Here is a 25,086-nt window from a genome sequence, read left to right as displayed (position 1 = left end):
ATTGGCGAAGCCGATGCGCAGACGGTCGCCCGACATGCTGGTGCTGGTGCTGGCGCTGGTGCTCGCGGGGTGCGAGCCGATCAAGCTCGGTGGCGGTGGTGGGGTGGTGCTCGGTCCCGACCCGCAGCAGTGCCGGCAGGCATCGCTCCCCCAAGTGACCCCGCTGTTCGCCGAAGGCCCCGCCGAGACCGGCCCCATCATCCTCCACCGGGAGGACGGCGTGCTCGTCACCGAGGTCGCCGGGAGGGTGCGCGGCCGTCATGAGCGCGAGGAGCGCTTCGGTTCCTTCGACACGCGCTCGTTCGAGAACCGGAGCTACCGGCTCGTCGTCGAAGACGCGGTCGCGGCCGGCCGTTCCGAAATCAAGATCACGTACTACCCCAACGCCGACGTCTCGACGTACGGCCCAGTCACGAACTTCCGCAGCTGGAAGATGTACGGCCCTGAGGGAAACCAGAACGGGGGCTACACCTTTCACGTCAACCAGCAGATGCGTCCGGTGTCGCCGCGCCAGCTCGATCAGACGGTGACCAACAACACCCGAGAAGGCCGGCCGCTCCGCGAGGGTGACATCCTCGACTTCGAGCTCGGCATCTACCTTGCCGGCGCCGATCCCATGGACCCCTCCCCCATTGCCGGCGGGTCGGCCTATTTCTCCGACACCTTCCGCTACCAGGTCGGCCGCGGCGGCCTCACGCCCGAGAACTTCGACTCCGCCGGCATGTTGGGGCCTCCTCCCGACGCCCGCCTCGGCGGAGGCACCACCGTGCCCTTCGTCGCCCTCGCCGATGGCACCCCGGTCGCGCCGAAGTACGCGCTCTCGCAGTTGGCGCTCAACATCCAGTGGCCACACCCTCAAGGGTTTCTCGAAGGCCGCCGGCTCTTCTACACCGAGCTCGACACGGGCGCCCATGTCGAGGCGGGCAACCCGCCCCTCCCCTTGCAGGGCGTGCTGGGGCCGATGTTCAACGCCAAGAGCTGCGTCGCCTGCCATGACTTCAACGGCCGCGGCGTGTTGCCGCCGGTGGGAGAGCAGGTGCAATCGCTGGTGCTCAAGCTGACCGGCGAGCCGGAATTCGGCGACCAGCTTCAGCCCCAGGAGGCCCCAGTGCGGCTTTCGCGCATCGAGCCGCAATCGGTGACGCTCAGCGACGGCGAGGTGGTGACACTGCACCGGCCGGTGTTCGACGCCGGCCGGCCACTGCACGCGTCGGCGCGGCTGGCGCCGGCTCTGGTCGGCCTGGGGCTGCTCGAGGCGGTCGACGAATCGACCATCCTGGCGGCCGCCGACGAGACCGACTGCGACGGGGATGGCATCTCGGGCCGCCCTGCGCTGAGCAGAGGCGCGCCGGATGAAGAACCGCGGCTCGGCCGCTTTGGCTGGAAGGCCGAGCACCCGTCGGTCTCCGCGCAGGTCGATGCCGAGCTCGAGGCCCACCTCGGAGTGAGCGTGGCGGCGAGCACGCTCGGCAGCGAAGACCGGAATCGCCTCGTCAGCTATCTGCGGCTGCTCGGGGTCATTCCGCAGCGAGTGACTCCACCGGAGCAGGTCCATCGCGGCGCCGAGGTGTTCGCCGCGGTGGGTTGTGGCGCCTGTCACCTGCGCGAGCTGACGACGGGTGGGCGCCACCCGTTCGAGGAGCTCCGCGCACAGACGGTGCACCCCTACACCGACCTGCTCCTTCACGACATGGGCGCGGGGCTAGCGGACGACTCCGGCCTGCCCGAGGCGAGTGAATGGCGGACCGCACCACTGTGGGGCCTGGGCTTCACCGCGCAGGTGTCTGGCGCCGTCAACCTGCTGCACGATGGGCGGGCCGGCTCGGTGCTCGAGGCGGTGCTGTGGCACGGCGGTGAAGCACAGGCGGCACGGGACGCGGTGGTGGAGCTGCCGCGAGAAGACCGCCTGGCGCTGCTCGCCTTCCTCGACAGCCTCTGACGCGCCGGAACGTGCACAGGCACTGACCCGAAATTCATCCCTTCGAACCAGGTTTCCTAGCCAGGGAGACGGGGCAGATGGCACGCAAGTGGATCCGATGGTGATACACAACAAGATGGTATTCACCCGCAATCGTGATGAAGACCTGACGTGGCGGTTCGGGCTGAAGTGAAAGCCAAGCCTCCGCCTCGTCGCGTGTCTGGAAGGAAGCATGCGGAGCCGGGAGCCCTCCCCGCGTCATTTCGTCCAGATAGAACTCGAGTGCCGGGTGACGAAGCAATCCCCTGAGGTTCCGCTCAGGAGAATACATGACGATGTGGTACTCCCCCGCAATCAGCACATAGGCTTGATCGGGCGGGCGGGGATGAGCGTTGAGCCAGGCCTCCGCCTCCTCGCGTGTCTGGAAGGACGCGCTGAGCAGCGGAGGAGCATTCGCGTCAAGGCTCCTGCGGTACTCTTCAAAATCGGATGACTGACCGGTGGATGTGATGAACCTGAGAGCATCAACCGCCATGCGCAGCTTTTCCTTCTCCTCTGCCGATGAAGCTTGTTCCCAGAGCTGCCCCAACAACTCCTGTGCATCTAGAGAGCGCATTGACATGCCTACCGAACTCCTCCCTCTACCGTGAGTTCGAGCCCAGGCTCCGCTCTTGCCAAGAGCACCACTGGTGCGAGGACGACGAGTCCGGCCCCTGCGGAGACAACGATAAAGGTCACACCCGCGATCACAATGACGCTTCCCACGAGTATGGATTTGCGGTTGCGTTTCAGCCAATCCATCGCACCATCCCAAGCAGAGAATTCTTGGGGCTTGAGCCTTTTCAGCTCTTCACAGTCGTTGTATGGCTGTCTGCACCGCTCCTGGCAGTATTCCAGCTTCCCACCGAGCCCACGTCCCGCAGTGATATGCCCATAGCCCCGAGGAAGCGGGCGGCTCATGCACTCTTCAATGCATTCAAGGTACTCTGCATGGCAATCACGAGGTTGAGCTGCGGTGTGGACGATGCGCCCATCCAGGCCTCCAGGAAGTGACTGAACCGGGTACTGCCCGAGATTGAGTTCCTCGGCACGGAGCCAAGCGTAGGAGACCTGTCCATCAGGATGCTCCCTCATGACGAGCACGAAACGAGAGAGTTCCTGTCCTTCGGCGGGGAGGGAGAGACGGGCGGCACTGCAGGCAACAAGCACCGCCCCCAGAAGAGCGGCGGCCAGCCTTCGCATGATCACACCTCCGCACACCCCACCGACGACGCCTCTGTGCTGCATGGATGCTCTCCTGCCCGGATATGGAACGCGGTGCCGGACACATGTTCGCTACGCTGAGCGAGGGCAGGGATCGTACACGGTGCACGTGGCGCTAGAAACGTCAGCAGCCTGCACCTTAGGGGATGGAAAGACCTGAAGCAGGACGCGCCGTTATCCACCATCCCCTCGATTTTCCTCGGATTCTTCACCCCTGCTGCCCGCCACCACGAAGGGCGCCCTGCCCCAGCGCACGGGAAACAAGACCATCGGGTGGGTTATGGAGCGTCCGCGACGTGATTTCGGGCGGTATCATCATCCAGGCAATGCCCCTCTCGCCTTCCGTAGGACGAATGACAGCATGACCGAAGCCACCGGGCCGTTTCTGGAAGGAGACTCGACCGATCACCCCAGGGAGCTTTTCCGCGCCCTACAGGGAGATGCCGCATGAGCGCCCGGCAGCGGCCGTACTGGCCCTGGGTGCTCACGATCGCCGTGGTCGCCACGTTCGCTGTCATGCGCTGGCAAACCAAGGTTGCCGAGACCGCGCCCATCGACTCCGATCTGGTAGTGACCGCGAAGCGGGAAAACCTCGTCCTCGATGTGCTCGAGACCGGCAGGATCGAGGCCCGGACGAAGATCGAACTCAAGTCCAAGGTGGCCGGCCAGGTGACCCAGGTGCTTGCCGAGGAAGGAGCCCGGGTCAAAAAGGGCGAACTGCTCCTGACTCTCGATCCGACGGACTTTCAGCGGGACATGGAGCGCGCGGAGGCAGAGCTCACCCAGGTCAAGATAGACATCGACTACTCAAAGACCGTCCTCGAGCGGGCGACATCTGGGGCCGAGATGAGTGTGGTGCCCCAGGCAGAATTCGACAAGGCCAAGCACGACTACGCCGCGAAGGACGTCACGGTGAAGTTGGCCCAGATCACGCTCGCCGCAGCACAGCAGCGCCTCAGGGATACGAAGATCGGCTCCCCCATCGACGGGACCGTCGTCGAGCGCAACATCGAACCCGGCGAGGTGGTCACCCCCGGCGTCGAGTCAACCTGCGACGGCAAACCGCTGCTCACCGTGGCCGATCTGTCGAGCTTGATCGTCAAGGTAGACCTCAACCAAATCGATGTCGTGAAGGTCCGGATCGGGACAACCGCGACACTGACGATCGAGGCCCTACCCGGCAAGACATACGAGGCCAAGGTTTCCAAGATCGCGCCTGCATCTGTGCGTCTGCCAGGGAGGGAGGTCGATTTGTTCCCCATCGAGTTGGAGCTCTCCTCCGTGGACGGTCTCCTCAAGCCCGGAATGACCGCAGACGTGCGCCTCTTCATCGAGGAGAAGCCCGGAGTGATTTCACTCCCGGTCGAGGCCTTTGTCAGAAAGAACGGCAAGGCGTTTGTCACCCGCGTCCTCTCCGCACCCGACGGTCAAGTCGCGACCGAGAAGATTGAGGTGACCACCGGTGCGCGCAACGAGCGCGCGGTCGAGGTGCTGAGCGGCATCGAGGAGGGACACCGGATCCTGCTCACGCCTGCCTCCGCTGCCCCTGGGGCGCAGCTGTGATCTGGCTGAGCTACCTCGGGATTGCCGCGAAAGCACTCGCGGCGCACCGGCTGCGCACGCTCCTGACCACGCTCAGCATCACCATCGGAGCGTTTGCGATCGTCCTCATGTCGTCATTAGCCGAGGGCGGTATCACCACCCTGAACCGCGGTATCGAGGAGATCGGCGGCACGAGGCTGATCTTCGTGGTCCCCACGGTGCCCGAGCGCAAGCAGGGGATGTTCACGACCGGCTTCGAACAGCGGGATGCGCGCTGGCTCCTCGAGGGGGTCCCGCACGTCGCCGAGAGCACGGTGTTCGCGGCACTCGGCATGCGGGATGTCACCTCCAACGAGGGCCAGCAGGATCGCACGCACCTGGTCGCTGGCAGCAGCAGCTTCTTCGAGGTGTTCCGGATGCGCGTGGACCACGGAAGGGCGTTCTCCGAGGACGAGGACCAGCGCCACGCCAGGGTCTGCGTTGCTGGCCCCAAACTCGCCGCGAAGCTCTGGCAGGGCGATGCGCTCAACCGGGTCGTCACGATCGGCGGGCTGCGCTGCCGGGTGATCGGAGTGCTCGCGCAGAATGAGCGGTTCGGCATCGATTTCGGCTTCGACTGGTTGGACGTGCTCGTCGCTCCCCTCGGAGCGATCACGGACGTAGAGGCCAGGACCCGGGATGAGACGACGATCGTCGCGAAGACGGTCGACGCCCGCGCCAATGCCCACGTGCAGCGCATCCTCAACGCGCGGTTGATGGAGCGTCATCACGGAGTCATCGATTTCAAGGTCCACGACTTCAGCTCGATCATCTCCCAGCTCGATACGATCTTCGGCCTTGCGCAGGTGCTGGTCGCCGTGATTGCCGGCATCGCGTTGCTTATCGGTGGCGTCGGGGTGATGAACATGATGCTCATCAGCGTGTCCGAGCGAGTGAGCGAGATCGGCATCCGCAAGGCGCTCGGCGCGGCGCAGAGGGACATCAGCGCGCAGTTCCTCTGCGAGGCGGTGATGCTCTCTGGCTTTGGAGGATTGCTCGGAACTCTGAGTGGCGCACTGGCCGCTGCGTTGGCCGCCGCCCTGGTCCGCAGCGCCCTACCAACGTGGGTGGGCTCGGTCTCGGTGCCCGCCGTGATGGTGGCGATGGCGGTGTCGCTCGGTGTGGGCATCAGCTTCGGGTGGCTGCCAGCGCGCCAGGCCGGGCGGCTCGATCCCGTGACAGCGATGCGTCCATGAGGCTCCTCGACCTGCTCCGCTCCATTCGCTTCGTGATCGCGGGCCGCCTCCGAGCCTTGCTGACACTGCTCGGTATTGTGATCGGCACTGGCTCGATCGTGTTCCTCGCATCCGTCTTGCGCGGTGGTGAGGAGGCGCTGATCCGGGCGAGCCAGGAGGTCGTCGAGGCTGACATCATCCAGATACGGCGGGATCAGGTGAGCATTGGGGATCGGAATCGTACCCGAAGGGATCTCTCGCGTGACGACGCGCGCTCACTCGCTGCCTCACCGGTCTTCGGCGGAGCCCTCAGCGAATCGGCGCGGGTGACAGAAGCGCACGTGCACGGAAAGAAGAAGCGAGTCCGCCTTGTCAGTGCCGCGCCGGAGACTGCCGTGCTCTACCGCCTGGAGGTCTCGCAAGGGCGCTTCCTCGACAGCACCGACCTCGACGATCGCCGGCGGGTATGCGTCGTCGGTCACGAGGTCTGGAAAGAGCTCTTCGCCAGCCGCGTCGCACTCGACCCGGCGGCGCCAGGCCCCCGCCTGATGGCTGGGGGCCATACCTGGACGGTCATCGGCGTGCTCGCGAATCGCCCCATGCTGGTGACAACGGACAGCACCGACATGTGGAATCGGAAGGTGATCGTCCCGGAGACGACGTACGACGCGCTCTATGCGCCCTCGCACGAGGTCCATCGCCTCTACATCCGCCGAAACCCCGGCGATATTCGCACCCCGCTGGCGGTGCTCCGCGCCACGATCGAATCAACGCTCCTCCAGCGTCACCTCGGCGTGAAGAACTTCGTGGTCGGTGACGACAACGGCGCGAGCCAGGAGAGGCTCATCATCAGCGTGATCAAGGTGCTCCTCTTGAGCACGGGCTTCATCGCGCTCCTCGTGGGCGGCATCAACATCATGAACATCATGCTGGTGACCGTCACCGAAAGAACGAAGGAGATTGGAATTCGCCGCGCGGTCGGCGCTTCCCGGCGCTCGATCCTGGCTCAATTCCTCATCGAGGCTACCGCCGTCTCGCTCCTGGGAGGCGTGCTCGGGGTGCTCTCCGGCCTCGCCCTCTCCTGGCTCACGATCACGGTGCTCTCGAAGCTCGTAGCCCCCTGGGCCTTCCACTTGGAGATCCGCTCGATCGCCCTCGGGCTTTGTCTCTCGGTGGTGACCGGGGTGGTCTTCGGCTTCTATCCGGCGTGGCGCGCGGCGCACCTCAATCCGATCGACGCGCTCCGCGCCGAGTAGGGCTCACGGCCCCGCGGCGTAGCTCTTGACCCAAGCCGCCACCTGCTCTGGCCAGCCGGTCGGGTCCATTCCCTTCTGACTTAGAAAGCCGTACACCCAGCGCTCGATACCAAAGCCCATACAGGCCGTCTCGGCGACCGCGCCGTCGTGCTGCCGGATATCGTACACCGATGCGTAGAAGTCCCGGTGCAAGTTGAACGAGGCCGCGGCCACATCCATCTCGCGGTGAGGGATCCGCAAGAGCAGCTCGTATTTGACCTCGCCCAACCGCTGGTAGACGATCTTGTGCGAGCTCTCGCCGAGGAAGAACGGATCGTTTGCGAGCGCGAGGCGCGCCGTCAGATCGAGCTCTTCGCAGAGCGCCATGATCGCATCCATGGCCTCCTCGCGGAGGGCCTTGACCTCCTGGTAGGAACCCAGGAACACGATGTCCCGGACCTGGAAGTCCCACAGGCGAGCGAGCGCGTCGTAGCGATTGCCCTCGTGGCGGAACACATGGTTCTGCATGGTGATCCGCACGGCACCGTCGACAGGGAGCCTCGTGCCGCGAAATTGCCCATAGCAGGGCAGGCAAACGGCAGGCTTGAGCGCATGGTGGGCGGCCTCAACGCGCTCCCGCATCTCCTGGGCCAGCCGCCCCTTGTTCGCGGCCACCGACCGGGCAACGGCCTCCAGGATCGGCAGATCCTCGGGAAAGTGGCTGCCGAAGGTGACCTGCTGCGGGAAGTGGCTGAAGTAACCGACCTCCTCGAGGGTCTGCAGCGGCAAGAGGACAGGATAATGGCGCTCCTCGGCGCGGAAGCGGCGCGCCAGGCGCAGGAAGGTATGCTCGAAGAAGCGGAAGAGGCCGAGCACGTTCCCCCGCAGAGCCACGAGCCCGGCGCCGAGGGTATGCACGTCCGCGGAGGCCATGAGCGCTTCGTCGCCCGCAAGGCCGGCGCCACCTGACGCCACGTGCTCGCGCAGAATTTTCGTCTGGTAGGCGCGCTGGGCCGTGCTCATGCCGTCCCCCCAGCCATCGCGTCGGCGCAGCCCAGCTTCGCGATCATGATCTCCAACATCTGGGTGCTCCCCTCGATGATCTCCATGATGCGCGCGTCCCTGAGGTAGCGCTGGATCGGATACCCACTGCCGCACCCATTCGCGCCGTGGATCTGCAAAGCGTGATTGGCCACCTCGTTGAGCATGGTCGACGCCTGGTATTTGGCGATCATGGCCTCGTACGAGGCGCTGTAGAGGCGCTCCGCCCTGGCATGCCCAGCGCGCCAGCAGAGGAGGCGCGCCCCTTGGACGCCCACGAGCATCCGGGTCAGGAGGCGTTGGACGAGCTGGAAATCCTTGAGCGGGGCGCCGAACTGCTTTCGTTGGCCGGCGTAGGCAAGGCTCGCGTCGAGGCATGCCTGTGCCTGTCCGACGCAACCCCACGCCAGATTGTACCGCCCGTTGTCGAGGCCCGCGGCCATCACATGCGAGATGCCGAAGCCTTGTGGGCCGATGCGGTTGGCTCCGAGAATGCGGCACCCGTCGAGCTTGAGACTGGCCAGCATGTAGCCGCGGCAGCCGAGGATGTCCCGGATGGGGTCTCGAGAGAAACCTGGCGTGTTGGCCGGGACGACGAACGCCGTGGGCGCATCCCCCACGCGGGCGAAGAGGACGAACACGTCCGCGATGGCCCCACAGGTGATCCACTGTTTGACGCCGGTGAGCAGATACCCGTCGCCGTCCGGCTCCGCGCGGGTCTCGACCTGGGCGTCGCTCCCAACACCAGGCTCCGTGAGCGCGAAGGCAGCAAGGAGCTCGCCGGAGGCGAGCCGGGGAAGCCATTGCTGCTTCTGCTCGGGAGTGCCCCAGCGCGCGATCGCCGAGCCCGCCATGTGGTGGACATTCACGAGCCCCTGCACAGAGGCGCTCGCATACCCGAGCGCCTCATGCATCGCGCCGTGAACAATCGGATCGGGGTGGCGGCCACCGTACGCCTCGGGCAGACCACTGGCCAGATAGCCCGCCCGGGCCAGCTGCTCGATCACGGTTCGCGGGATCCGCTCCTCGCGATCAATGAGATCCGCGTGGGGCTGGATCTGCTCCTTCGCGAAGGCTTGAAACTCCCGCTGCGCCTGCTCCTGCGCATCGGACAGCGCGACCTTCACGAGCCCCCCTCGCTCCCTTGACGGCCGCCGGACTTGCGCTCGACGAGAGCGGTGACCGCGTTGATGCTCCGGAAATTGTTCATATCGAGATCCTCTGGGCCGACCTCGATGTTGAAGCGCTTCTCGATGAACTCGACGAACTGCATGGCAAACATCGAGTTCACCAGTCCCATGACGAAGATGTCGTCTCCATCCTTCACTTCCACGCCGCGGACGTGCCGTGCGAGGAACGCCTTGACATCAACCTTGATCATATTCTGCGACATACGCCCCCTCTCGGTGCGCGACTCGTGCGGTTACAGAACGTCGTATTGAAAGAAGCCCCGGCCGCTCTTACGGCCCAGGAGTCCCTGCGCCACCATCTCGCGCAACAACGGACAAGGGCGGTACTTGTCATCCTTGAACTCTCGGTGCAGCACCTCGATGGAGTAGAGCACGGTGTCGATCCCGATCAGATCCGCCGTAGCCAGGGGCCCCATCCGGTGGTGGAAGCACGATTGAAAGAGGCTGTCGATGTCCTGGGCTGATGAGACCCCCTCCTGGAGGAGGAAGACCGCCTCATTGACGGTGAGCATCATGACCCGGTTGGTGACGAAGCCAGGGGAGTCCTTGACCACGATGCACTTCCTGCCCATCTGCTCGATGAGCCGCCGGGCGGCGCTCAAGGCGTCCTCACCGGTCGCCTCGCCACGGATGACCTCGACCATCGGCATCAGCGGAACCGGGTTCATGAAGTGCATGCCCACGATGCGCTGCGGCTGCGCATGGAGCGCGGCGAAGCGGGCCATCGGGATGGCCGAGGTGTTGACCGCGATCGGGACCGCGGGCATGTCGAGCCGGTCGATCCCGGCGTGGACCTCTCGCTTGATGTCCCACTTCTCGGGCACGTTCTCGATGATGAAGTCGGCTGCGCGAAGCGCCTGAGGATCGGTGGTGGTCTCGATCCGGGCGAGAGTTCCATCGTCGCTCGCTCCTGCGCCTGTCGCCGACTCCGAGGAGCGCGGCTGCCAGAGGCGATACATGCGCAGGTTCTTGCGAATGTTGCGGCGGGCCTTCTCGAGCTGCTCTCCGCCTACGTCGACGAGGATCACCCGGTGCCCGGACTCGGCGAGCGCGTGGGCGACGCCCGTGCCCATGACACCCGCTCCCAGTACTCCGACGGTCTTCAGATTCGTCACGCTTCCTCCAGTTCTCCAGGCGTTCGCACCACCCAGCGGCTCATTCACTCCCCTCCTCCAAGGCCAGCTCGACGCCGAAGTGCTTCGCGAAGAGCTGGCGGTAGCCCTCCTGGCCCGGTACGCCAAGCTCGAGCCACTCGTCATCGGTCATGGCGAGGCGAGCCGCGAGCAGCGCATGCGCATCAGGCCCCGCAGGCCACCTCAGGCGCGGCGCCTCGCTCGTGAGCGCCTGGTGGATCACCGCGGCGATCACCTCGGGGCGCGAAGCCTTCTTGAGCAGGACAGTGTAGAGGGCGGACATACGCTCGTAGATCGGTCCATAAGCGGAGCCAGCGGGGATTTTCGTCTGCTTGCCGAAGATCGGCGTCACCGTTACGCCCGGCTCGATGATGGAGACGCGGATCTGGAAGGGCGCGACCTCGTTCGCCAGGAGTTCGCTGAAGCCCTCCAGCGCGAACTTGGATACCGAATAGGAGGCCTGGCCCACTGACGCCATGCGCCCAGCCACCGACGAGACGTTGATGATGTGCCCCGCACACCGCTGTCTCATCCTCGACAGAACAGCCCGGCAGCAACGAACGGCACCGAAGAAGTTGGTCTCGAAGACCGCTTTCCACTCCGCGATCGGCGCGTCCTCGGCCGTGCCAATGCTGCTCACGCCAGCGTTGTTGACGAGCACGTCGATCCTGCCATGGGCCTCGTGGATATGCGCGAATGCGCTGTCGACCGAGCCCTCATCATCGACATCGAGCGCCGCGATCTCGATGGCGAGGCCTTCGTCACGAACGGCCTTCCGCAGCGGCTCACCTCTCGCGACATCGCGCATGGTGGCGACCACCTGGTGCCCTTGGCGAGCCAGATGGAGGGCCGTGCAGCGGCCAATCCCGGTCGAGGCCCCGGTGATCACGCTGATTGGCATGCGGGCCCTCCGTTCTCATGTGAGGGTTTCCGGCTCTCCTGAATCTTGCCGTTGCTGAGCCGGATCACGACGTCGGCAAACTGATCGTAACGGTCGTCGTGCGTAATGACCAAGACTGCCTTGCCCTGCGCCCTCAGCTCGGGCAGGAGCTCACGGTAGAAGCGCTCGCGAAAGGGCGGGTCCTGGTTGGCAGTCCATTCGTCGAAGATATAGAAGGGGCGGTCCTCCACGAGCGCGACGCTCAAGAGGAGCCGCTTGCGCTGTCCCTGAGACAAGGCCGTGGTGGAGAAGGCACCGCCCGTCACGTGCACCCACGGGCGAAGCTCGAAGCGCTCAATCTGCTCGCTCACCCGCCCCTCGTCGAGCCCGAGCAGGGGCTGGAAGAGGTGCCCGTCGGTGAACGAGACGGCGAAGAGCTGGCGATAGTCGTCCCATTCACTCTCGCCGACGGGCTTGCCGTCGAGCCGGATCTCGCCAGATGCAGGCGCGTACAGACCGACGATGACCTTGGCCAAGGTCGTCTTGCCACTGCCGTTCCCTCCCGTAATGAACACGATCTCTCCGGGACGGAAGCTGAGATCAATCGGCCCCAGGAGGAAGGGGCTATCCTTCTCGCGACCGACGACATACGTGACACCGGCGAGTTCGAGAGAACTCCACCGTCGGCGCTCAGCACGGGGCGCTGGGACAGGAGCTTCTGCCTCATGGAGCTCGAGTTCGAGCCGCTCCACCTGCTCGAGCGCGATCTGCGCCCGGCGGAAGGCGGGAAGAACCTCGAGAATCACTCCGATCGCCCCGATGATCTGGATGATCCCGAGCACGTAGCCGCTCAAGACGCTCGCTTCGAATGTCTGAAACCGGGGAACCACGAAGAGGACCATGCCGATGAGGAGCACTGTCACGGTCTGCGCCCAGCTCGTGGCGAGAGCGTAGAGCCCACCCCCACGAATGTTCTTGTCGCGCACTGTGTCGAGATTCGGGAGCAGGTACTCGGACACGAGCACCTGCCGGCGGGACCGGCTGAGCTTCAGCTCGCGATTGCCAAGAATGAGGCCATCGAAATCCTTGGCCAGGCGGTCCATCGCCTCACGCGCCACCCGGAGGGCGGCTGAGGCCCACCCGTCGAGAATCGCGTAGATGACGACGACGGCCACCAAGAGGACTACCAGCAGCGCGAGGAGGAGCGGCGAGAGGATCCCGAGATAGACGAGCGTGCCGGCGACGATGACCGTGTTGATGCAAAGCGAGGGCACCAACGCGAGCGCGGAGGTGATCGCCGTGCTGTCCTCGGTCAATGTGGCGAGCAGCCGGGGCGCCCCTGCCGCCTCGATCCGCGAGAGAGAGGCCGCGAGGATCCGCTGGCAGAGCTGCTCCCGGAGATGGTGGACGGCGCGATGCAGTAGCCCGACGAGGAGCAGTCGCGAGAAGAGATACGAGAGAAGCATCGCCATCGCGATGGCGGCGAAGGCGATCACCAGCCCCCACGACGAGGTGCCCGAGGAGGCGAGGCGCTCATTGACCACCGCAAGGAATGCGATGTTGGTGGCCCCCCCGACGATGCCGCACAGGACGGCTCCAAGCAGTGCACCGCGCGCACTCCGGGCGAGGACCATGAGGATCTTCATGCGCCCTCGTTCCCTCGGGCCAGCAAGCTGTAGGACGCCTGGTCAGAGCCGAGCTTGCGCATCATGTGGCCTCGGCGGTGGCGGCGTATGGGAGCGCCTCTAACATCCCGAAGAATGCCTTCATCTCGCGCAGCACGTCGTCGCGGTTGGTGATCCAGATGTAGTGATCCGCGCGCTCGAGCTGCACCAGCCGCCAGTTCGGTAGGCTCTGGATTTCAGCCTCCCGCTGAATCATTCGGGGGTGCACGGTCCGCAGCTTCTCCTGCTGAGGGGGAGGCATCTGGGCGAAGCCATTGTAATCCTCCGCTCGCTCGGGCACGCGATCTCCCGTGTGGATGAAGAGCACGGGCGTCCGGATGGCCGCGAAGTCCACCTGCGAGGCGCTCTTCGACACCTGGGCATCCGCGTCCGGCCGCTTGCGATTGCGCAGGAAGCGCCCGGTCTTTGGATCGAAGTCGACCATCTCGTCGATCTCGTGTTCGGGGAGTGGCCCGCCGATGCTTCGCGCGAGCGCAGCGGCCACCGTGGCTCGCGAGACCAGGTCCGCGGAGCTGGGCTCGAGCGGCGTCGGCTCGGACAGGTCCTTCCGGAGCTCCGCCACCAGATCGCCATTGATCTGGATGTCCAAGAAGACCACCTTCGCCACGCGATCCGGATGGTGGGTCGCCACCCAGGTGATCTCTTCCCCCGCGCGGGAGTGGCCCACGAACACCGCCTTCGCAATTCCCTGGCTGTCCAGCACCCGGACGATATCCGTGCCCAAGGTAGCGGTGTCGTAGCCCTGCTCGGGCCAGCTCGACGAGCCGTACCCCCGGCGGGTGACGGAGTAGACGTGATACGCCGAGGTGAATTCCGGCGCGAAGGTGTCGAAGACGTGGGCCGTGTTGCCCCGGCCCGTCATGAAGACGAGCGCGGGCCCCTGGCCTCCGAAGTCGAGCACCTCGAGTTCGACGCCCTCGGCAACCTTCACCCGCTTCACCTGATGTAACGCGCTGGCACCGACCGGCGCCGCAGCCGCTGAACACGACGAGCCCCTGGCCTCGATGGCCAGGGCCAGTCCGGCGACAGTGGGTGCATCGAAGAGGGTCCGGATCGCGATGTCGATGTGAAGCACTTCTCGTACGCGGGCGAGCACTTGAACGGCCAGGAGCGAATGCCCCCCGAGCCCGAAAAAGTTGCTGTGGATTCCTACCGGTGGCACACGCAGGACTTCGGACCAGATGCCAGCAAGCAGCTGCTCGGTCGGCGTGCGCGGCGCGACGTAGGCATCCGAGATACCCAAAGCAGCCGCATCCTCTGCAGGCAGGGCATTGCGATCCACCTTGCCGTGCGGAGTGAGCGGCAGCGCCGAGAGGGCTACGAACGCCGACGGCACCATGTACTCGGGCAAGTGTGCGCGCAACGCTTGCTTGAGCTTTTCGGGAGCAAGGGCTGGGTGTCCGTCGCGGGGGACGAAATAGGCGACGAGCCGCTTCTCACCCGGTACATCTTCACGCCCGACAACGACGCAGCTCTCGACTCCAGGCAGCCGCGCGAGGGCCACCTCGATCTCTCCGAGCTCGACGCGGAAGCCGCGCAGTTTGATCTGATGGTCCAGCCGGCCGAGGAACTCGAGGGATCCGTCACGGAGAAACCGCCCCTTGTCTCCTGTGCGGTACATGCGGGCGCCCGGTTCGTCGCTGAAAGGATCTCGCAGGAATCGCTCGGCGGTGAGCGCCGGATCATCAAGGTAGCCCCGCGCTACGCCGGCCCCACCAATGAACAGCTCGCCCGGGGTGCCGACTGGGACCATCTGCTGATGGCGATCGAGCACGTAGACCCGCACGTTGGCGAGCGGCTTGCCCAGCACGGGGCGCGGGTGCTCTGGCTTGACATGACAAACCGTCGCATCCACCGTGCACTCAGTGGGGCCGTAGACATTGAAGAAGTCGATGGGCGCGCGGCTGAGTTGCTGCCACAGGGCTTCGTCGATGGCCTCGCCGCCCACGAGCACGCAGCGAAGCGCTCCCGGCGCCGAGAGGATGCCCGCGGAGACCAGTATCCCGAGCTGCGTCGGGGTGCAGTCGAGCACCTCGATGCCGCGCCGGCGGATATGGTCGCAGAACCCGGCTCCATCCAGGCGCAGCGCCTCGGGGACAATGTCGAGCGCGTGGCCGTGGAGGAGCTGGATGATCTGCTTGACGGACGTGTCGAAGGCGATCGTGCCATTGACGCTCACGCGCAGGGGGCGGCCAGCGTAGCGTGAATAGATGGCCGTCTGGAGCGCGTGGAGCAGGTTGACGACAGAGCGGTGCTCGACGACGACGCCGCGAGGCTGGCCGGTGGAGCCGGAGGTATAGAGGACGTACGCAGCGTTCCGCAGTGCGGCGCCTGCCGCGGGAGGCGTATCCGCATAGGCCGCCAGGGTGGACCCGAGCTGTTCGATACACAGCGGCCGAACCGCAAGGGGCACCGTGAGGCGCGCGAGGAAACGCGCGTCCGTGAGCAGCAAGGAGGCCTTGGAGTTCGAGAGGATGAACGCCACGCGCTCGGCAGGGTGGTTCGGGTCGAGGGGCACATAGGCACCACCCGCCTTGAGGATCGCGAGCACCGCAACAATCATCTCGACCGAGCGCTCGAGGCACAGGGCGACGCGCGTCTCCGCTCCCACACCGAGGGCGCGGAGGTGATGGGCGAGCTGGCTCGAGCGGCGCGAGAGTTCTCTGAAGGTGAGCTCCTCCAATCCGCAGGCGACCGCAAGAGCGTCGGGCGTCCGCGACGCCTGAAGCTCGAAGAGTTCGTGCAGGCAATCACCGGCAGGGAAGCTTGTGCGGGTGTCGTTCCAAGCAAGGATGCGGCGCTGCTCGGCGGCTGGGACGATGGATATCTCCGCGAGCCGCATCCGCGGAGTGGCGGAGGCAGACTCGAGCAGCGCCGCGTAGCAGCCGCGCCAACGCTCCACCGTCTCGGCATCGAAGAGATCTTCGTTGTAATTCCAGTCGAGGAGCAGCTCGCCGTTCAGCTCGACCGCGTTGAGGCTGGTCTCAGACAGAGCGAACTCTATCGGCTGAGTGTGCCAGTAACCGACCTCGAGCTGCGCCATCTTCGGCGGGTTTCCGTGGTCCAGGTTGAAGACGACCGACACGAGCGGGATGCGGCTCGGATCGCGCGCCATGGGCAGCATGGCCACCAGCGTATGGATCGAATACTCCCGGTGATCGAACGCCTCGAGCAGCACCGTCTTGGTGCGCTGCAAGAGCTCCGCGAAGGTCTCGCACCCCGCGAGGTTGCTGTGAATGGGCAGGAGGTTCGCGCAATGGCCTACGAGCGCTCGTCCTCTCTCGCCGATCTGCCCCGCCACCGGGACACCCACGATGAGTTCGTCCTGACCAGAGAGGCGGTGCAGGAGCAGCAAATACGCCGAGAGGGTGATCGTGAAGAAGCTCACGTTGTTCTCGCGAGCCACCCGGTGCAGCTCCTTGCAGAGCCGGGCGTCGATGCGATGAGACTGGCGGCTCGCCCGGTAGGTCTTCACCCGCGGGCGAGGGCGGTCCGTCGGCAGATCGAGCTGGGGTGGGTTGCCGGCAAGCCGCTCCCGCCAGAAGTGCTCATGCTCGGCCATCTCCGGCGTGCCGCGCATCGCCTCCCGCGATGCAACGTATTCGCGGAACTGCATGACCTCGGGCAACTGACAGGACTTGCCCTCGTAGTCGGCCGAGTAGAGCTTGCCCATCTCGTCGGCGATGACGCCTATCGACCATCCGTCGCAGAGCGTATGGTGCGTGGAGAGCAGGAGCAGGTGGTGCCGCTGGCTGAACGAGGCCACGCTCGCCCGGAAGACCGGCCCATGAATGAGGTCGAAGCCTTTGCGGCCCTCGGCAATCAGCCACTCCGTCGCGGCGCGATCGAGCTCCTCGGCCCTGGTGGCCGAGAGGTCTGTCACATCGAGCGGCACCGCACCGGACCTCGCGATACGAAAAGCATCCCGGGCCTCGGTGATGGTGGTGCGCAACGTCTCGTGCCGGCTGACGAGCCCTTCGAGGGCCCGGCGCAGCGAATCGAGCCGCAAGGGCCCGCGCATCTCGAAGCAGACGGAGGCGCCGATGGCCGCGTCGGTGGCGGCCAGATCCACCAGCGCTAGTGCCTCCCGCTGGGCGACGGTCAGTGGGACGAGGAGTTCCCCTTCCCTCTCTGTGCTGACCTGGCTCTGACCGAGGCTGCGGCCACCGTCGAGGCCTTTACCGCGGCGATACCGATCCTTGAGCGCAGCGAGGACGGGAAGGCCCTCGCGGGCTGAGCGCTCATCCATGCCGAAATCGACGAAGCAGGCCACCTCGTCGACCCCTACCTCCCGCAGCCGCTCGATGATCTCCTCGCTCGACTCCTGCGTCCCGATGAGCGCGCTCGTGCGCACGTACCGGTCGTAGGCGAGCGAGAGCATGTACCGCCGGTCCTCCGCCGACAGCTTGTCCGGGTCGATGGCCGGGTTGTGGGTCCGGAGCACTCCCTGAAGAAGCCCGAAGTGGGTGTCCAGGTAGTCGCAAAAGGGCTTGCGCGCTTTTTCCCGGGTGGCCTGGAGATCCTCACCGAGGTACGTGTGCAAGAGCACCGTCACGTGCCCGGTCGAGGGATCGCGGCCGCTCCTCTCGAGCGCCTTGCGGTACAGCTCGATGTTGGCGGCGAGCTCCTCGAGCGTCTGGCTCATCAGGTTCGTCAGGACGCCCGCCCCGATCTCCCCAGCCCGTACATAGGTGTCGGGGTTGCCGGTGATGGTGAGCCATACCGGCAGCTCGCGCGGGGTCGGCATCGGAAAGCAGCGCACGTCGATCTCGCGGTTGGCCCCGGCGCGCATCCGAAGCGCCTCGCCGCGCCAGAGCTTGCGGATCGTCTCGATGCCCTCGAACATCAACTCCCGGTGTTTGCCATACGCCTCGGGCGCAAAGACGAAATCGTCCGGGTGCCAACCCGAGGCCACGGAGATCCCTACCCGCCCCCCGGAAATGTTGTCGACCACCGCCCACTCCTCGGCGATGCGGACCGGATGGTGCAAGGGCACGACCACGCTGCCAGCGCGGAGCGCGACGCGCTGGGTCTCCCGCGCGAGAGCCGCGCAGAGGACTGACGGATTCGGCGAGAAACCACCAAAGGGATGGAAGTGACGCTCGGGGACCCAGATCGCGGAGAATCCGTTCGCGTCGGCGAAGCGGGCCCCCTCGAAGAGCAGATCGTACTTGTCCTTCCGGTACGCGGCCTCGTACCTGCCGAAGTAGGACAGGCTGAACTCCAGATCCTCGCGGGACCTGCGCCACCGCGAGGGGCCGCTCTCAGCCTTTCCCCTGGGCGTGTCGCCTGCCTTGGAGCGTGAGACCGGCGCCCGCATGGCAAGCCCCTGACTCCCGCTACCGTTCGTCGAACCCGCGCTCTGGCCGCGATCGGCCGCGGGCCGAGGCCCGCCCGGCGGCCCGGGGAAGAACCCTCCCGCGCGCAGCTCTTCCATGCTGTCGCGGACCGCCTGGAAGATGTAATCGATGTCCGCATCGGTGTGCGCCGTGGAGAGGAAGCAGTTGCGCCCCTCCCAGACGTACACGCCCCGATCGATGAGGTGATAGTAGAAGAGCTCGAGGTTCCCCTTGAGAACGAAGCGGAACAGCGAGCCGAAGTGGACGACCCGCGCCGGCACCGCTTCTCTTTCGAAATACTGGTTGAGCCTCTCGGCCAGGCGGGTCGTGCGCTCGTTGAGTTCCTCCTGCAGGCGCGGACCGCGCTCCCGGAGGTGCCGGAGCACCGCCAGCGCGGTGGCCAGGGCGAGCGGCGGCTTGTTGAAGGTGCCAGCGAAGAAGGTCCGCTCCGCCTGGGGCTGCGAGAGATCTCCGTAGCGCCACTGGCCACCGTCGATGCCGTCCATGAAGCGCTGCTTGCCCCCCACCGCGGCGAGCGGCATCCCTCCGCCCAGGATCTTCCCGTAGGTGGCGAGGTCCGCGCGCACTCCGAAGATGGCCTGGGCGCCTCCCGGGTGGGCCCGCAGGCCGGTGACGATCTCATCGAAGATGAGCGCCGTGCCTGCCGCCTCGGTGATGGCACGGAGTTCGTGCAAGAACGCGCGCGGCTGCAGATCCGGGCGCCGGCTCTGCACGGGCTCCACGAGGACGGCGGCGAACTCGTGGGCGTTCTGTTTCAGGTACTCGATCGCGCTCGACTCCCCGTAATCGAGCACCACAACGTCCCGGACAGCGCCCGCGGAGACGCCCGGCGTGAGTGGGAGCGCCGATTGCTGCGCGAGGACGCCGTCGAAGTGGCCATGGTAGGCCCCTTTGAAGAGCGCAACCTTCGCACGCCCGGTGGCCGTGCGCGCGAGGCGAAGCGCGGTCATGACCGCCTCACTCCCCGACTGGCAGAACGTCACCCGCTCGACGCCGGTCACCTCGACGAAGAGTCTGGCCAGCTCCCCTGCCCGCTCCGGCTGGGGGCCGACGCCAAAGCCGCGCTCAAGTTGCTCCTGGATCGCTTGATGGATGACCGGCGCGCCATGGCCGAAGAGGTGGACGCCAAAGCCCATCGTGATGTCGACGTACTCGTTGCCATCGACATCCCAGATGCGAGCGCCTCGATAGCGCGAGCCGACGATCGGGTAACTGAGCTCCTTGATCTGCAACCGGAACCCGGCCACCGCCCGGCTATCCGCGAGCTCCGGGCGATACTCCGCGGCCGACTCCTTGGAGCGCTTCGTGCGCCGGTTGTAGCGATCCACGAACGAACGCAGGTGGAGGTCCTGCAACGAGTTCATCTCGGATCCCGCCGCGGGCGCGGGCGGGACCTTCGGCAGCATGGGAGCGGGCGGGGGGGCCGGCGGGGTCACCGGCGGAGCCAGCGGCGCCTCTGGAGCGGCTGCCCTCGGAAGGTTCTGGCTGGCTGGCAACGGCACCTCAAGTGCCATGCCGATGCCGCGCAGGATCTCCAGTTGCTTGGAGAGGAGCTGCATCTGCTGCGAAAAGACGCGCTCGATCATGTCAGTGGGTGCGGTCGCCCCTGACGGAGTTGCCACAGCCACCGCGGCTCGTGGGATGAGCACGGGCTCCTGCACCACGGGCTGCGGCGCACGTGGGGACTCGATATGCTGCGGCGCGCGTTCCGGCTCGGCCTTCCGCGGAGCCGCCTCGCTCGGCGCGACTCGCGGCGGCTCGCTCACTTGTGGCGAGGCCGGCTCCGGGGGCAGGTGCTGATCGATGTGATCAGCCAACGCGTTGACTGTGTTCAGACCATCGAAGAGTTCGCGGATGGAAATTCTCTTCCTGTACTTGTAGTCGAGCAGGCGCACCACTTCGATCAGCATGGTGCTATCCGCGCCGAGGTTCAGGAAGCTGACATCGGGGTCGACCTCGTACTGCGAGATCCGGAGCATGCTCGCGACGGTCGAGCTCAGCGTCGACACGATGGCTTGCCGCCGCGCCGAGTTCGTGGCCGCGCGGGCCTGAGGCATGGGGACGCTCTCCCCTGTCCGAGGAGCTTCCTTCTGAACCTGAACCGATGAAACTTGCGAGGGCGCTGGCTCGGGTGGCGTGACCTTCCCTTGCGCCTCGGCCACAGGTGGCGCGACCGGCTCGGGAGGAAGGCGCTGCTCGATATGGCTGGCGAGCGCGTCGATCGTGGTCAGTTCCTCGAAGAGCGCCCGAAGCGAGATCTCTTGCTTGTATTTGGTCTCGAGGCGCTGGACGAGTTCGACGAGAGAGATGGAGTCGGCGCCCATCTCCAGGAATGCGACGTGGGGGGAGACCTCCGACTGCTCGGAATGGAGGATCTCCACCAGCATCTGACGCATCGAGGACACGATCTCGTTTCGCCGCGCAGAACTCGCGGCGACAGGCACCTCGGGATTGAGCATGTTTCCTCTTGCCGCTGGCACGCTGCACAGGGGCACCGCCGGTGCAGATTCGACGGGCGGTGGCATCTCCAGGACGATGGCCCGGGGCGCGGGTGAAGGCGCGGGCTCAATGGCCGGCGGCGCGGGCTCAATGGCCGGCGGCGCGGGCGCAACGGCTGGCGGCGCGGGAATCTTCACCAGCGGCCCGTCCGACGTTGATGCCCCGTCTCCAAACCAGTAACGCTTCCGATCGAACGGGTAGTTGGGTAGCGACAGGACCTTTCGCGGGTACCCCTTGTCGAAACCCTTCCAGTCGACCTCGACCCCGCCCAGGTATAGGGCGGACAGGCTCCCCAGGATGACGCTCCAGTCGCTCTGATGCTCTACCAGCGAGGGCAGCCAACGCGTCTCCCCGTCCAGGACGAACTGGGAGCCGAGGTAGGTCAGCACGGGCGTCGGGCCGATCTCCACGAAGAACTGGCACCCCTCCGCGCGCAGGGACTCAATCCCCGCCTGGAACTGCACGGGGGCGCGCGCCTGCTTCCTCCAATAGGCGGAGTCGAGGACATGGCCTGCGGGGAGCACGCCGCCAGTCACGTTCGAAACCAGGGGAAGGTGCGGCGCCCCAATGCGGAGCGAATTCACCACGCGCTCGAGGTCGTCGAGCATGGGCTCGATCAGCGGCGAATGGGAGGCCTGCGCCACCCGGAGCGGCTGGGTGATGAGGCCCGCAGCCTCGACGGACGCGACGAACGCCCGCACGGCCTCGCGCTCCCCCGAGACCACGACGTTCTCGGGACCATTGATGGCCGCAATGACGGCGCCCTGGCCGTGCTCCGCGAGCATCGCCGAGACCCGCGCCACTGGCGCGAGGATGGCCACCATCGCGCCATTCCGCTGCAGCGCCTGCATGAGGCGAGCCCGCTCGACTACCAGCCGGAGGCCATCCTCCAGAGAGAACACCGAAGCCACGCAGGCTGCGGCTATCTCCCCCACACTATGGCCCAGGAGGAAGGCGGGCTCGACTCCCCATGACCTCCAAAGCTCGGCGAGCGCATATTGCAAGGCGAACAGGGCTGGCTGCGCGTAGAGGGTCTCGTCGAGCAACGAGGCGCGCGTCGGCTTCAGGAAGGTCCGACGCCGCCCGTTGTTCTGAGCCTGGGTCTCAGGTGCGGCCTTTGGGGGCTCCTCCCCTGGCGGGGGATAAAGCAGCGAGAGCAGCGAGCGATCCATCTGCCCGCGCAAGAGTTCGTCGCATCGTTCGAGAGCAGCCCGGAAGACCGGCTGCGTCTCATAGAGCTGCCGCCCCATGCCTTCGTGCTGCACGCCAAGGCCGGTGAAGAGAAAGGCCACCTTGGGCGGCTTGCGCTTCGTTACCTCGGAATATGCGATGCCAGGGATCTCCTCGTCATGCACGAAGGCGCGCAGCCGCTCGCGGAGTTCCTCCATCGACTGGGCGGCCACCGCGATCCGATGCGCGAAGCTCGTTCGACCGGTATTGGCTGAGTAGCACACGTCCGCGATCGACACCTCTGGCTGCTCAGCCAGGAACTCCTGGTGACGCTGAGCAAGTTCCTTCAGGGAGTGCTTGCTCCTCGCGCGCAGGGTGAGCAGGTGCAGCGGCCGCGAAAGGCCACTTCCCGCCTGCACAGCCCCGCTCGCTGCCACCGGCGCTTCCTCGAGAACGATGTGGGCATTGGTCCCGCCAAAGCCAAAGGCGCTCACGCCGGCCAGCCGAGGGCCGGAGACCTCTGGCCACGGCAAGAGGGAGGTCGGCACCCTCAGCGGGATCTTGTCGAAAGGGATGTACGGGTTGGGATTCTTGAAATGGATGCTCGGCGGGATCTGCCGGTGCTGCAGCGCGAGTACGGCCTTGATGAGGCCACCGACCCCGGCCGCGGCCTCCGCGTGCCCAACGTTGCTCTTGAGGGCACCCACCCAGCAGAAGTCTCCAGGCGCGCGTCCCTCTGCCACCACCGCAGCCAGCGACTTCAACTCAATGGGGTCACCGAGCTTGGTGCCGCTGCCGTGCGCCTCGACGTATTGCACGGTCCCCTGGTCGACGTTCGCGTCGAGGTAGGCCGCCCGCAGCACCGCCTCCTGGGCCTTGGGATTGGGCGCGGTCAGTCCATTGCTGCGGCCATCCTGGTTGACGGCGCTGCCCCGGATGATTGCGTAGATCTGGTTGCCGTCGGCGAGCGCCTCGCTCAGGCGCTTGAGCACGACGATGCCGGCACCCTCACTGCGCACATAGCCATCAGCGGAGGCGTCGAATGTCTTGCAGCGGCCCACGGGGGACATGAGCCCCGCCTTCGAGTACGCCACGTTCAGCCAGGGGAAGAGGAGCAGGTGCGCCCCTCCAGCGACGGCCAGGGTCGACTCGCCGGACCACAAGCTCTGGCAGCCGAGGTGGGTGGAGACGAGGGAGGAGGAGCAGGCCGTATCCAGCGCGATGCTCGGCCCGCGGAAATCGAACAGGTAGGAGATGCGATTGGCCGCGACCGCGTGCGTGTTACCCGTGCTGAAATGCGGGCCGATGTTGCGCGTGTCCTGGCACATGAGCGAGTAGTAGTCGAAGGCGGAGATGCCCACGAAAACGCCCGTCTTCGTCCCTGCCAGGTGATCTGGGATGAGCCCCGCGTCCTCGAGCGCCTCCCAGGTCACCTCCAGCAGGAGCCGCTGCTGCGGATCCATGCTGTCGGCTTCGCGCGGTGCGATCTTGAAGAACTGCGGGTCGAAGCGATCGACGTCCTTGAGGAACCCGCCCCAACGGGTGTTCATCTTCCCTTCGACGCCAGGATCCGGATCGTAGAACGCCCGGGCGTCCCAGCGCTCAGGGGGGACCTCCGTGACGGCGTCCACGCCCTCGGCGAGGAGCTTCCAGAGGGCTCTCGGATCCCGGGCCCCCGGGTAACGGCACCCGATCCCGATGATGGCAATGGGCTCGCGCCTCATCGTGCGTCCTGGGCAATTCGGGGGGTGAACGTCATCGGGAGCGACTTCGGTCCCCGGAAGATGACCTCGCTCTCCAGCTCGACGACGTTCGACACGAGCGCGAGGTCATCGAATTCGCGAACGAGGGCGCTGATGGCGATCTGCCCTTCGAGGTGAGCGAGCCCCGCCCCGGTGCAAAAGTGCGTGCCCGGGGCGAACGCAACGTGACGGATGTCCTTGCGCGTGAGGTCGCAGCGATCCGGGTCGGGGAACTGCTGCGGGTCGCGGTTTGCCGCACCGAGCGCGAGGAAGACGATGCTTTTGGGCGGGATCGTCCTACCGCGCAGGGTCACCTCCTCACGGGACAGCCGGGTGATGAGCTGGACCGGGCTGTCGTAGCGCAACAACTCGTCCATGGCGCCAGACGTGATCTCGGGGCGCTCGCGCAGCAGGACGAGCTGCTCCGGGTTGCTAAGGAGCGCGCGCATGCCATTGCCGATGAAGTTGACGGTCGTCTTCTGCCCTGCGGCGAACAGGTTGGTGCACACCGACAGGAGGTCGTTCTCGGTGATCTCCTCTCCCTTCTGATCGGAGACCAGCAAGCTGATGAGGTCGTTCCTGGGCTCGCGCCGCCGCTCCTGGAAGAGCACGCGGAAGTACTCCATGAACTCGCCCGCCACCTGATCCATCTCCAGGTACTCCTCCAGCGAGCGGAGCGGATCGACGATATGAGAGAGGGCCTCCGTCCAGCGGAGGACGCTCTTGCCATCCTCGGGGGGCACGCCAAGGATGCTGGAGATGGTCCCGACCGCCAGCGGGACGGCGAGATCGTTGATGATGTCCATCTTTCCGGTTTGCCGCACCGGCTCGAGGAGCGCCGCCACCGTCCTCTCCACCTGCGCGTGCAGGCTCTTCACGGCCGCCGGGGTGAAGGACCGGTTCACGAGCCGCCGCATCCGGGTGTGATCCGGCGGGTTGAGAAACATGAGCCATTGATCGACTGTGGCCGCGAGCGTATCGAGCGTCTGGTCCTGCCCCAGAAAGCGCTTCTTGCTGCGGAGGTTCCCCGACATGCTGTGGACACCGAAACGGTTGTCCCGCAGCACCGCGGCGACGTCGTCGTAACGCGTCAGCAGCCAGTTCCCCATGGCATTCCGATGGACGGGCTCCGCTTCGCGCAGGCGCGCATAGAAGGGATACGGATCCTCGTGGAACTCTGGGGAGAGAGGATTGAATTGGAGGCGCTGAGTCAT

General features: G+C 66.0%; 14 protein-coding genes. 4 read left to right on the top strand and 10 right to left on the bottom strand.

From position 1 onward, the window contains the following. Nucleotide 1 precedes the first annotated feature (1 nt). Nucleotides 2-1,939: a di-heme oxidoredictase family protein gene (locus tag KY501_RS01020; RefSeq protein ID WP_224360441.1), complete on the top strand. Its 1,938-nt coding sequence runs from the start codon at nucleotides 2-4 to the stop codon at nucleotides 1,937-1,939. Between the two features lie 34 nt (nucleotides 1,940-1,973). On the opposite strand, the gene KY501_RS01015 is transcribed toward KY501_RS01020, so the two are convergent. Then, the gene (locus KY501_RS01015) at nucleotides 1,974-2,540 is read right to left on the bottom strand and encodes a head protein (RefSeq protein ID WP_224360440.1); all 567 of its coding nucleotides are present in this window, start codon (nucleotides 2,538-2,540) and stop codon (nucleotides 1,974-1,976) included. 2 nt (nucleotides 2,541-2,542) lie between these two features. Further along, nucleotides 2,543-3,205: a hypothetical protein gene (locus KY501_RS01010; RefSeq protein WP_224360439.1), complete on the bottom strand. Its 663-nt coding sequence runs from the start codon at nucleotides 3,203-3,205 to the stop codon at nucleotides 2,543-2,545. A gap of 423 nt (nucleotides 3,206-3,628) precedes the next feature. Here KY501_RS01010 and KY501_RS01005 point away from each other — a divergent pair, with 423 nt between their 5' ends. From KY501_RS01005 to KY501_RS00995, 3 genes are read left to right on the top strand one after another with little or no spacing between them, the layout of a single operon-like run. Then, complete coding sequence (locus KY501_RS01005) at nucleotides 3,629-4,744, top strand: efflux RND transporter periplasmic adaptor subunit (protein ID WP_224360438.1); 1,116 nt, start codon at nucleotides 3,629-3,631, stop codon at nucleotides 4,742-4,744. Further along, nucleotides 4,741-5,958, top strand: coding sequence for an ABC transporter permease (locus tag KY501_RS01000; RefSeq protein WP_224360437.1), 1,218 nt, complete (start codon nucleotides 4,741-4,743; stop codon nucleotides 5,956-5,958). The genes KY501_RS01005 and KY501_RS01000 overlap by 4 nt, the downstream gene beginning before the upstream one ends. After that, nucleotides 5,955-7,193 (top strand): ABC transporter permease, encoded by a 1,239-nt coding sequence (locus tag KY501_RS00995; protein ID WP_224360436.1) that lies wholly within the window; start codon nucleotides 5,955-5,957, stop codon nucleotides 7,191-7,193. The genes KY501_RS01000 and KY501_RS00995 overlap by 4 nt, the downstream gene beginning before the upstream one ends. A gap of 3 nt (nucleotides 7,194-7,196) precedes the next feature. On the opposite strand, the gene KY501_RS00990 is transcribed toward KY501_RS00995, so the two are convergent. The 8 genes from KY501_RS00990 to KY501_RS00955 form a co-directional block, all read right to left on the bottom strand. Further along, nucleotides 7,197-8,195, bottom strand: a complete 999-nt coding sequence (locus tag KY501_RS00990; protein WP_224360435.1) for a class-II aminoacyl-tRNA synthetase family protein — start codon at nucleotides 8,193-8,195, stop codon at nucleotides 7,197-7,199. Further along, a complete protein-coding gene (locus tag KY501_RS00985; protein WP_224360434.1) occupies nucleotides 8,192-9,340 on the bottom strand; it encodes an acyl-CoA dehydrogenase family protein in 1,149 nt (382 codons plus the stop codon). Before KY501_RS00985 ends, KY501_RS00990 begins: the two co-directional genes overlap by 4 nt. Further along, complete coding sequence (locus KY501_RS00980) at nucleotides 9,337-9,606, bottom strand: acyl carrier protein (protein WP_224360433.1); 270 nt, start codon at nucleotides 9,604-9,606, stop codon at nucleotides 9,337-9,339. Before KY501_RS00980 ends, KY501_RS00985 begins: the two co-directional genes overlap by 4 nt. Nucleotides 9,607-9,636: 30 nt before the next feature. Continuing rightward, on the bottom strand, nucleotides 9,637-10,518 hold the full coding sequence (locus KY501_RS00975; protein WP_224360432.1) for a 3-hydroxyacyl-CoA dehydrogenase family protein: 882 nt from the start codon (nucleotides 10,516-10,518) through the stop codon (nucleotides 9,637-9,639). A 40-nt stretch (nucleotides 10,519-10,558) separates the two neighbouring features. Next, complete coding sequence (locus KY501_RS00970) at nucleotides 10,559-11,437, bottom strand: SDR family oxidoreductase (protein WP_224360431.1); 879 nt, start codon at nucleotides 11,435-11,437, stop codon at nucleotides 10,559-10,561. Next, a complete protein-coding gene (locus tag KY501_RS00965; protein WP_224360430.1) occupies nucleotides 11,422-13,062 on the bottom strand; it encodes a cyclic peptide export ABC transporter in 1,641 nt (546 codons plus the stop codon). Before KY501_RS00965 ends, KY501_RS00970 begins: the two co-directional genes overlap by 16 nt. 61 nt (nucleotides 13,063-13,123) lie before the next feature. Continuing rightward, nucleotides 13,124-23,854: a non-ribosomal peptide synthetase/type I polyketide synthase gene (locus tag KY501_RS00960; protein ID WP_224360429.1), complete on the bottom strand. Its 10,731-nt coding sequence runs from the start codon at nucleotides 23,852-23,854 to the stop codon at nucleotides 13,124-13,126. Next, nucleotides 23,851-25,086, bottom strand: coding sequence for a cytochrome P450 (locus KY501_RS00955; RefSeq protein ID WP_224360428.1), 1,236 nt, complete (start codon nucleotides 25,084-25,086; stop codon nucleotides 23,851-23,853). Before KY501_RS00955 ends, KY501_RS00960 begins: the two co-directional genes overlap by 4 nt.

It is taken from the genome of Hyalangium versicolor, assembly GCF_020103695.1.
GTDB lineage: Bacteria > Myxococcota > Myxococcia > Myxococcales > Myxococcaceae > Hyalangium > Hyalangium versicolor.
Note: the sequence above shows the minus strand (reverse complement) of the source record. Positions and strands in the feature narration are given on the sequence as shown.

Excerpts from the sequence above, each read along its gene's own strand:
- KY501_RS01010 (WP_224360439.1), bottom strand. The coding sequence starts at position 3,205 with ATGCAGCACAGAGGCGTCGTCGGTGGGGTGTGCGGAGGTGTGATCATG.
- KY501_RS00955 (WP_224360428.1), bottom strand. The coding sequence starts at position 25,086 with ATGACTCAGCGCCTCCAATTCAATCCTCTCTCCCCAGAGTTCCACGAG.
- KY501_RS00980 (WP_224360433.1), bottom strand. The coding sequence starts at position 9,606 with ATGTCGCAGAATATGATCAAGGTTGATGTCAAGGCGTTCCTCGCACGG.
- KY501_RS00990 (WP_224360435.1), bottom strand. The coding sequence starts at position 8,195 with ATGAGCACGGCCCAGCGCGCCTACCAGACGAAAATTCTGCGCGAGCAC.
- KY501_RS00970 (WP_224360431.1), bottom strand. The coding sequence starts at position 11,437 with ATGCCAATCAGCGTGATCACCGGGGCCTCGACCGGGATTGGCCGCTGC.
- KY501_RS00965 (WP_224360430.1), bottom strand. The coding sequence starts at position 13,062 with ATGAAGATCCTCATGGTCCTCGCCCGGAGTGCGCGCGGTGCACTGCTT.
- KY501_RS01005 (WP_224360438.1), top strand. The coding sequence starts at position 3,629 with ATGAGCGCCCGGCAGCGGCCGTACTGGCCCTGGGTGCTCACGATCGCC.
- KY501_RS00995 (WP_224360436.1), top strand. The coding sequence starts at position 5,955 with ATGAGGCTCCTCGACCTGCTCCGCTCCATTCGCTTCGTGATCGCGGGC.
- KY501_RS00960 (WP_224360429.1), bottom strand. The coding sequence starts at position 23,854 with ATGAGGCGCGAGCCCATTGCCATCATCGGGATCGGGTGCCGTTACCCG.
- KY501_RS01015 (WP_224360440.1), bottom strand. The coding sequence starts at position 2,540 with ATGTCAATGCGCTCTCTAGATGCACAGGAGTTGTTGGGGCAGCTCTGG.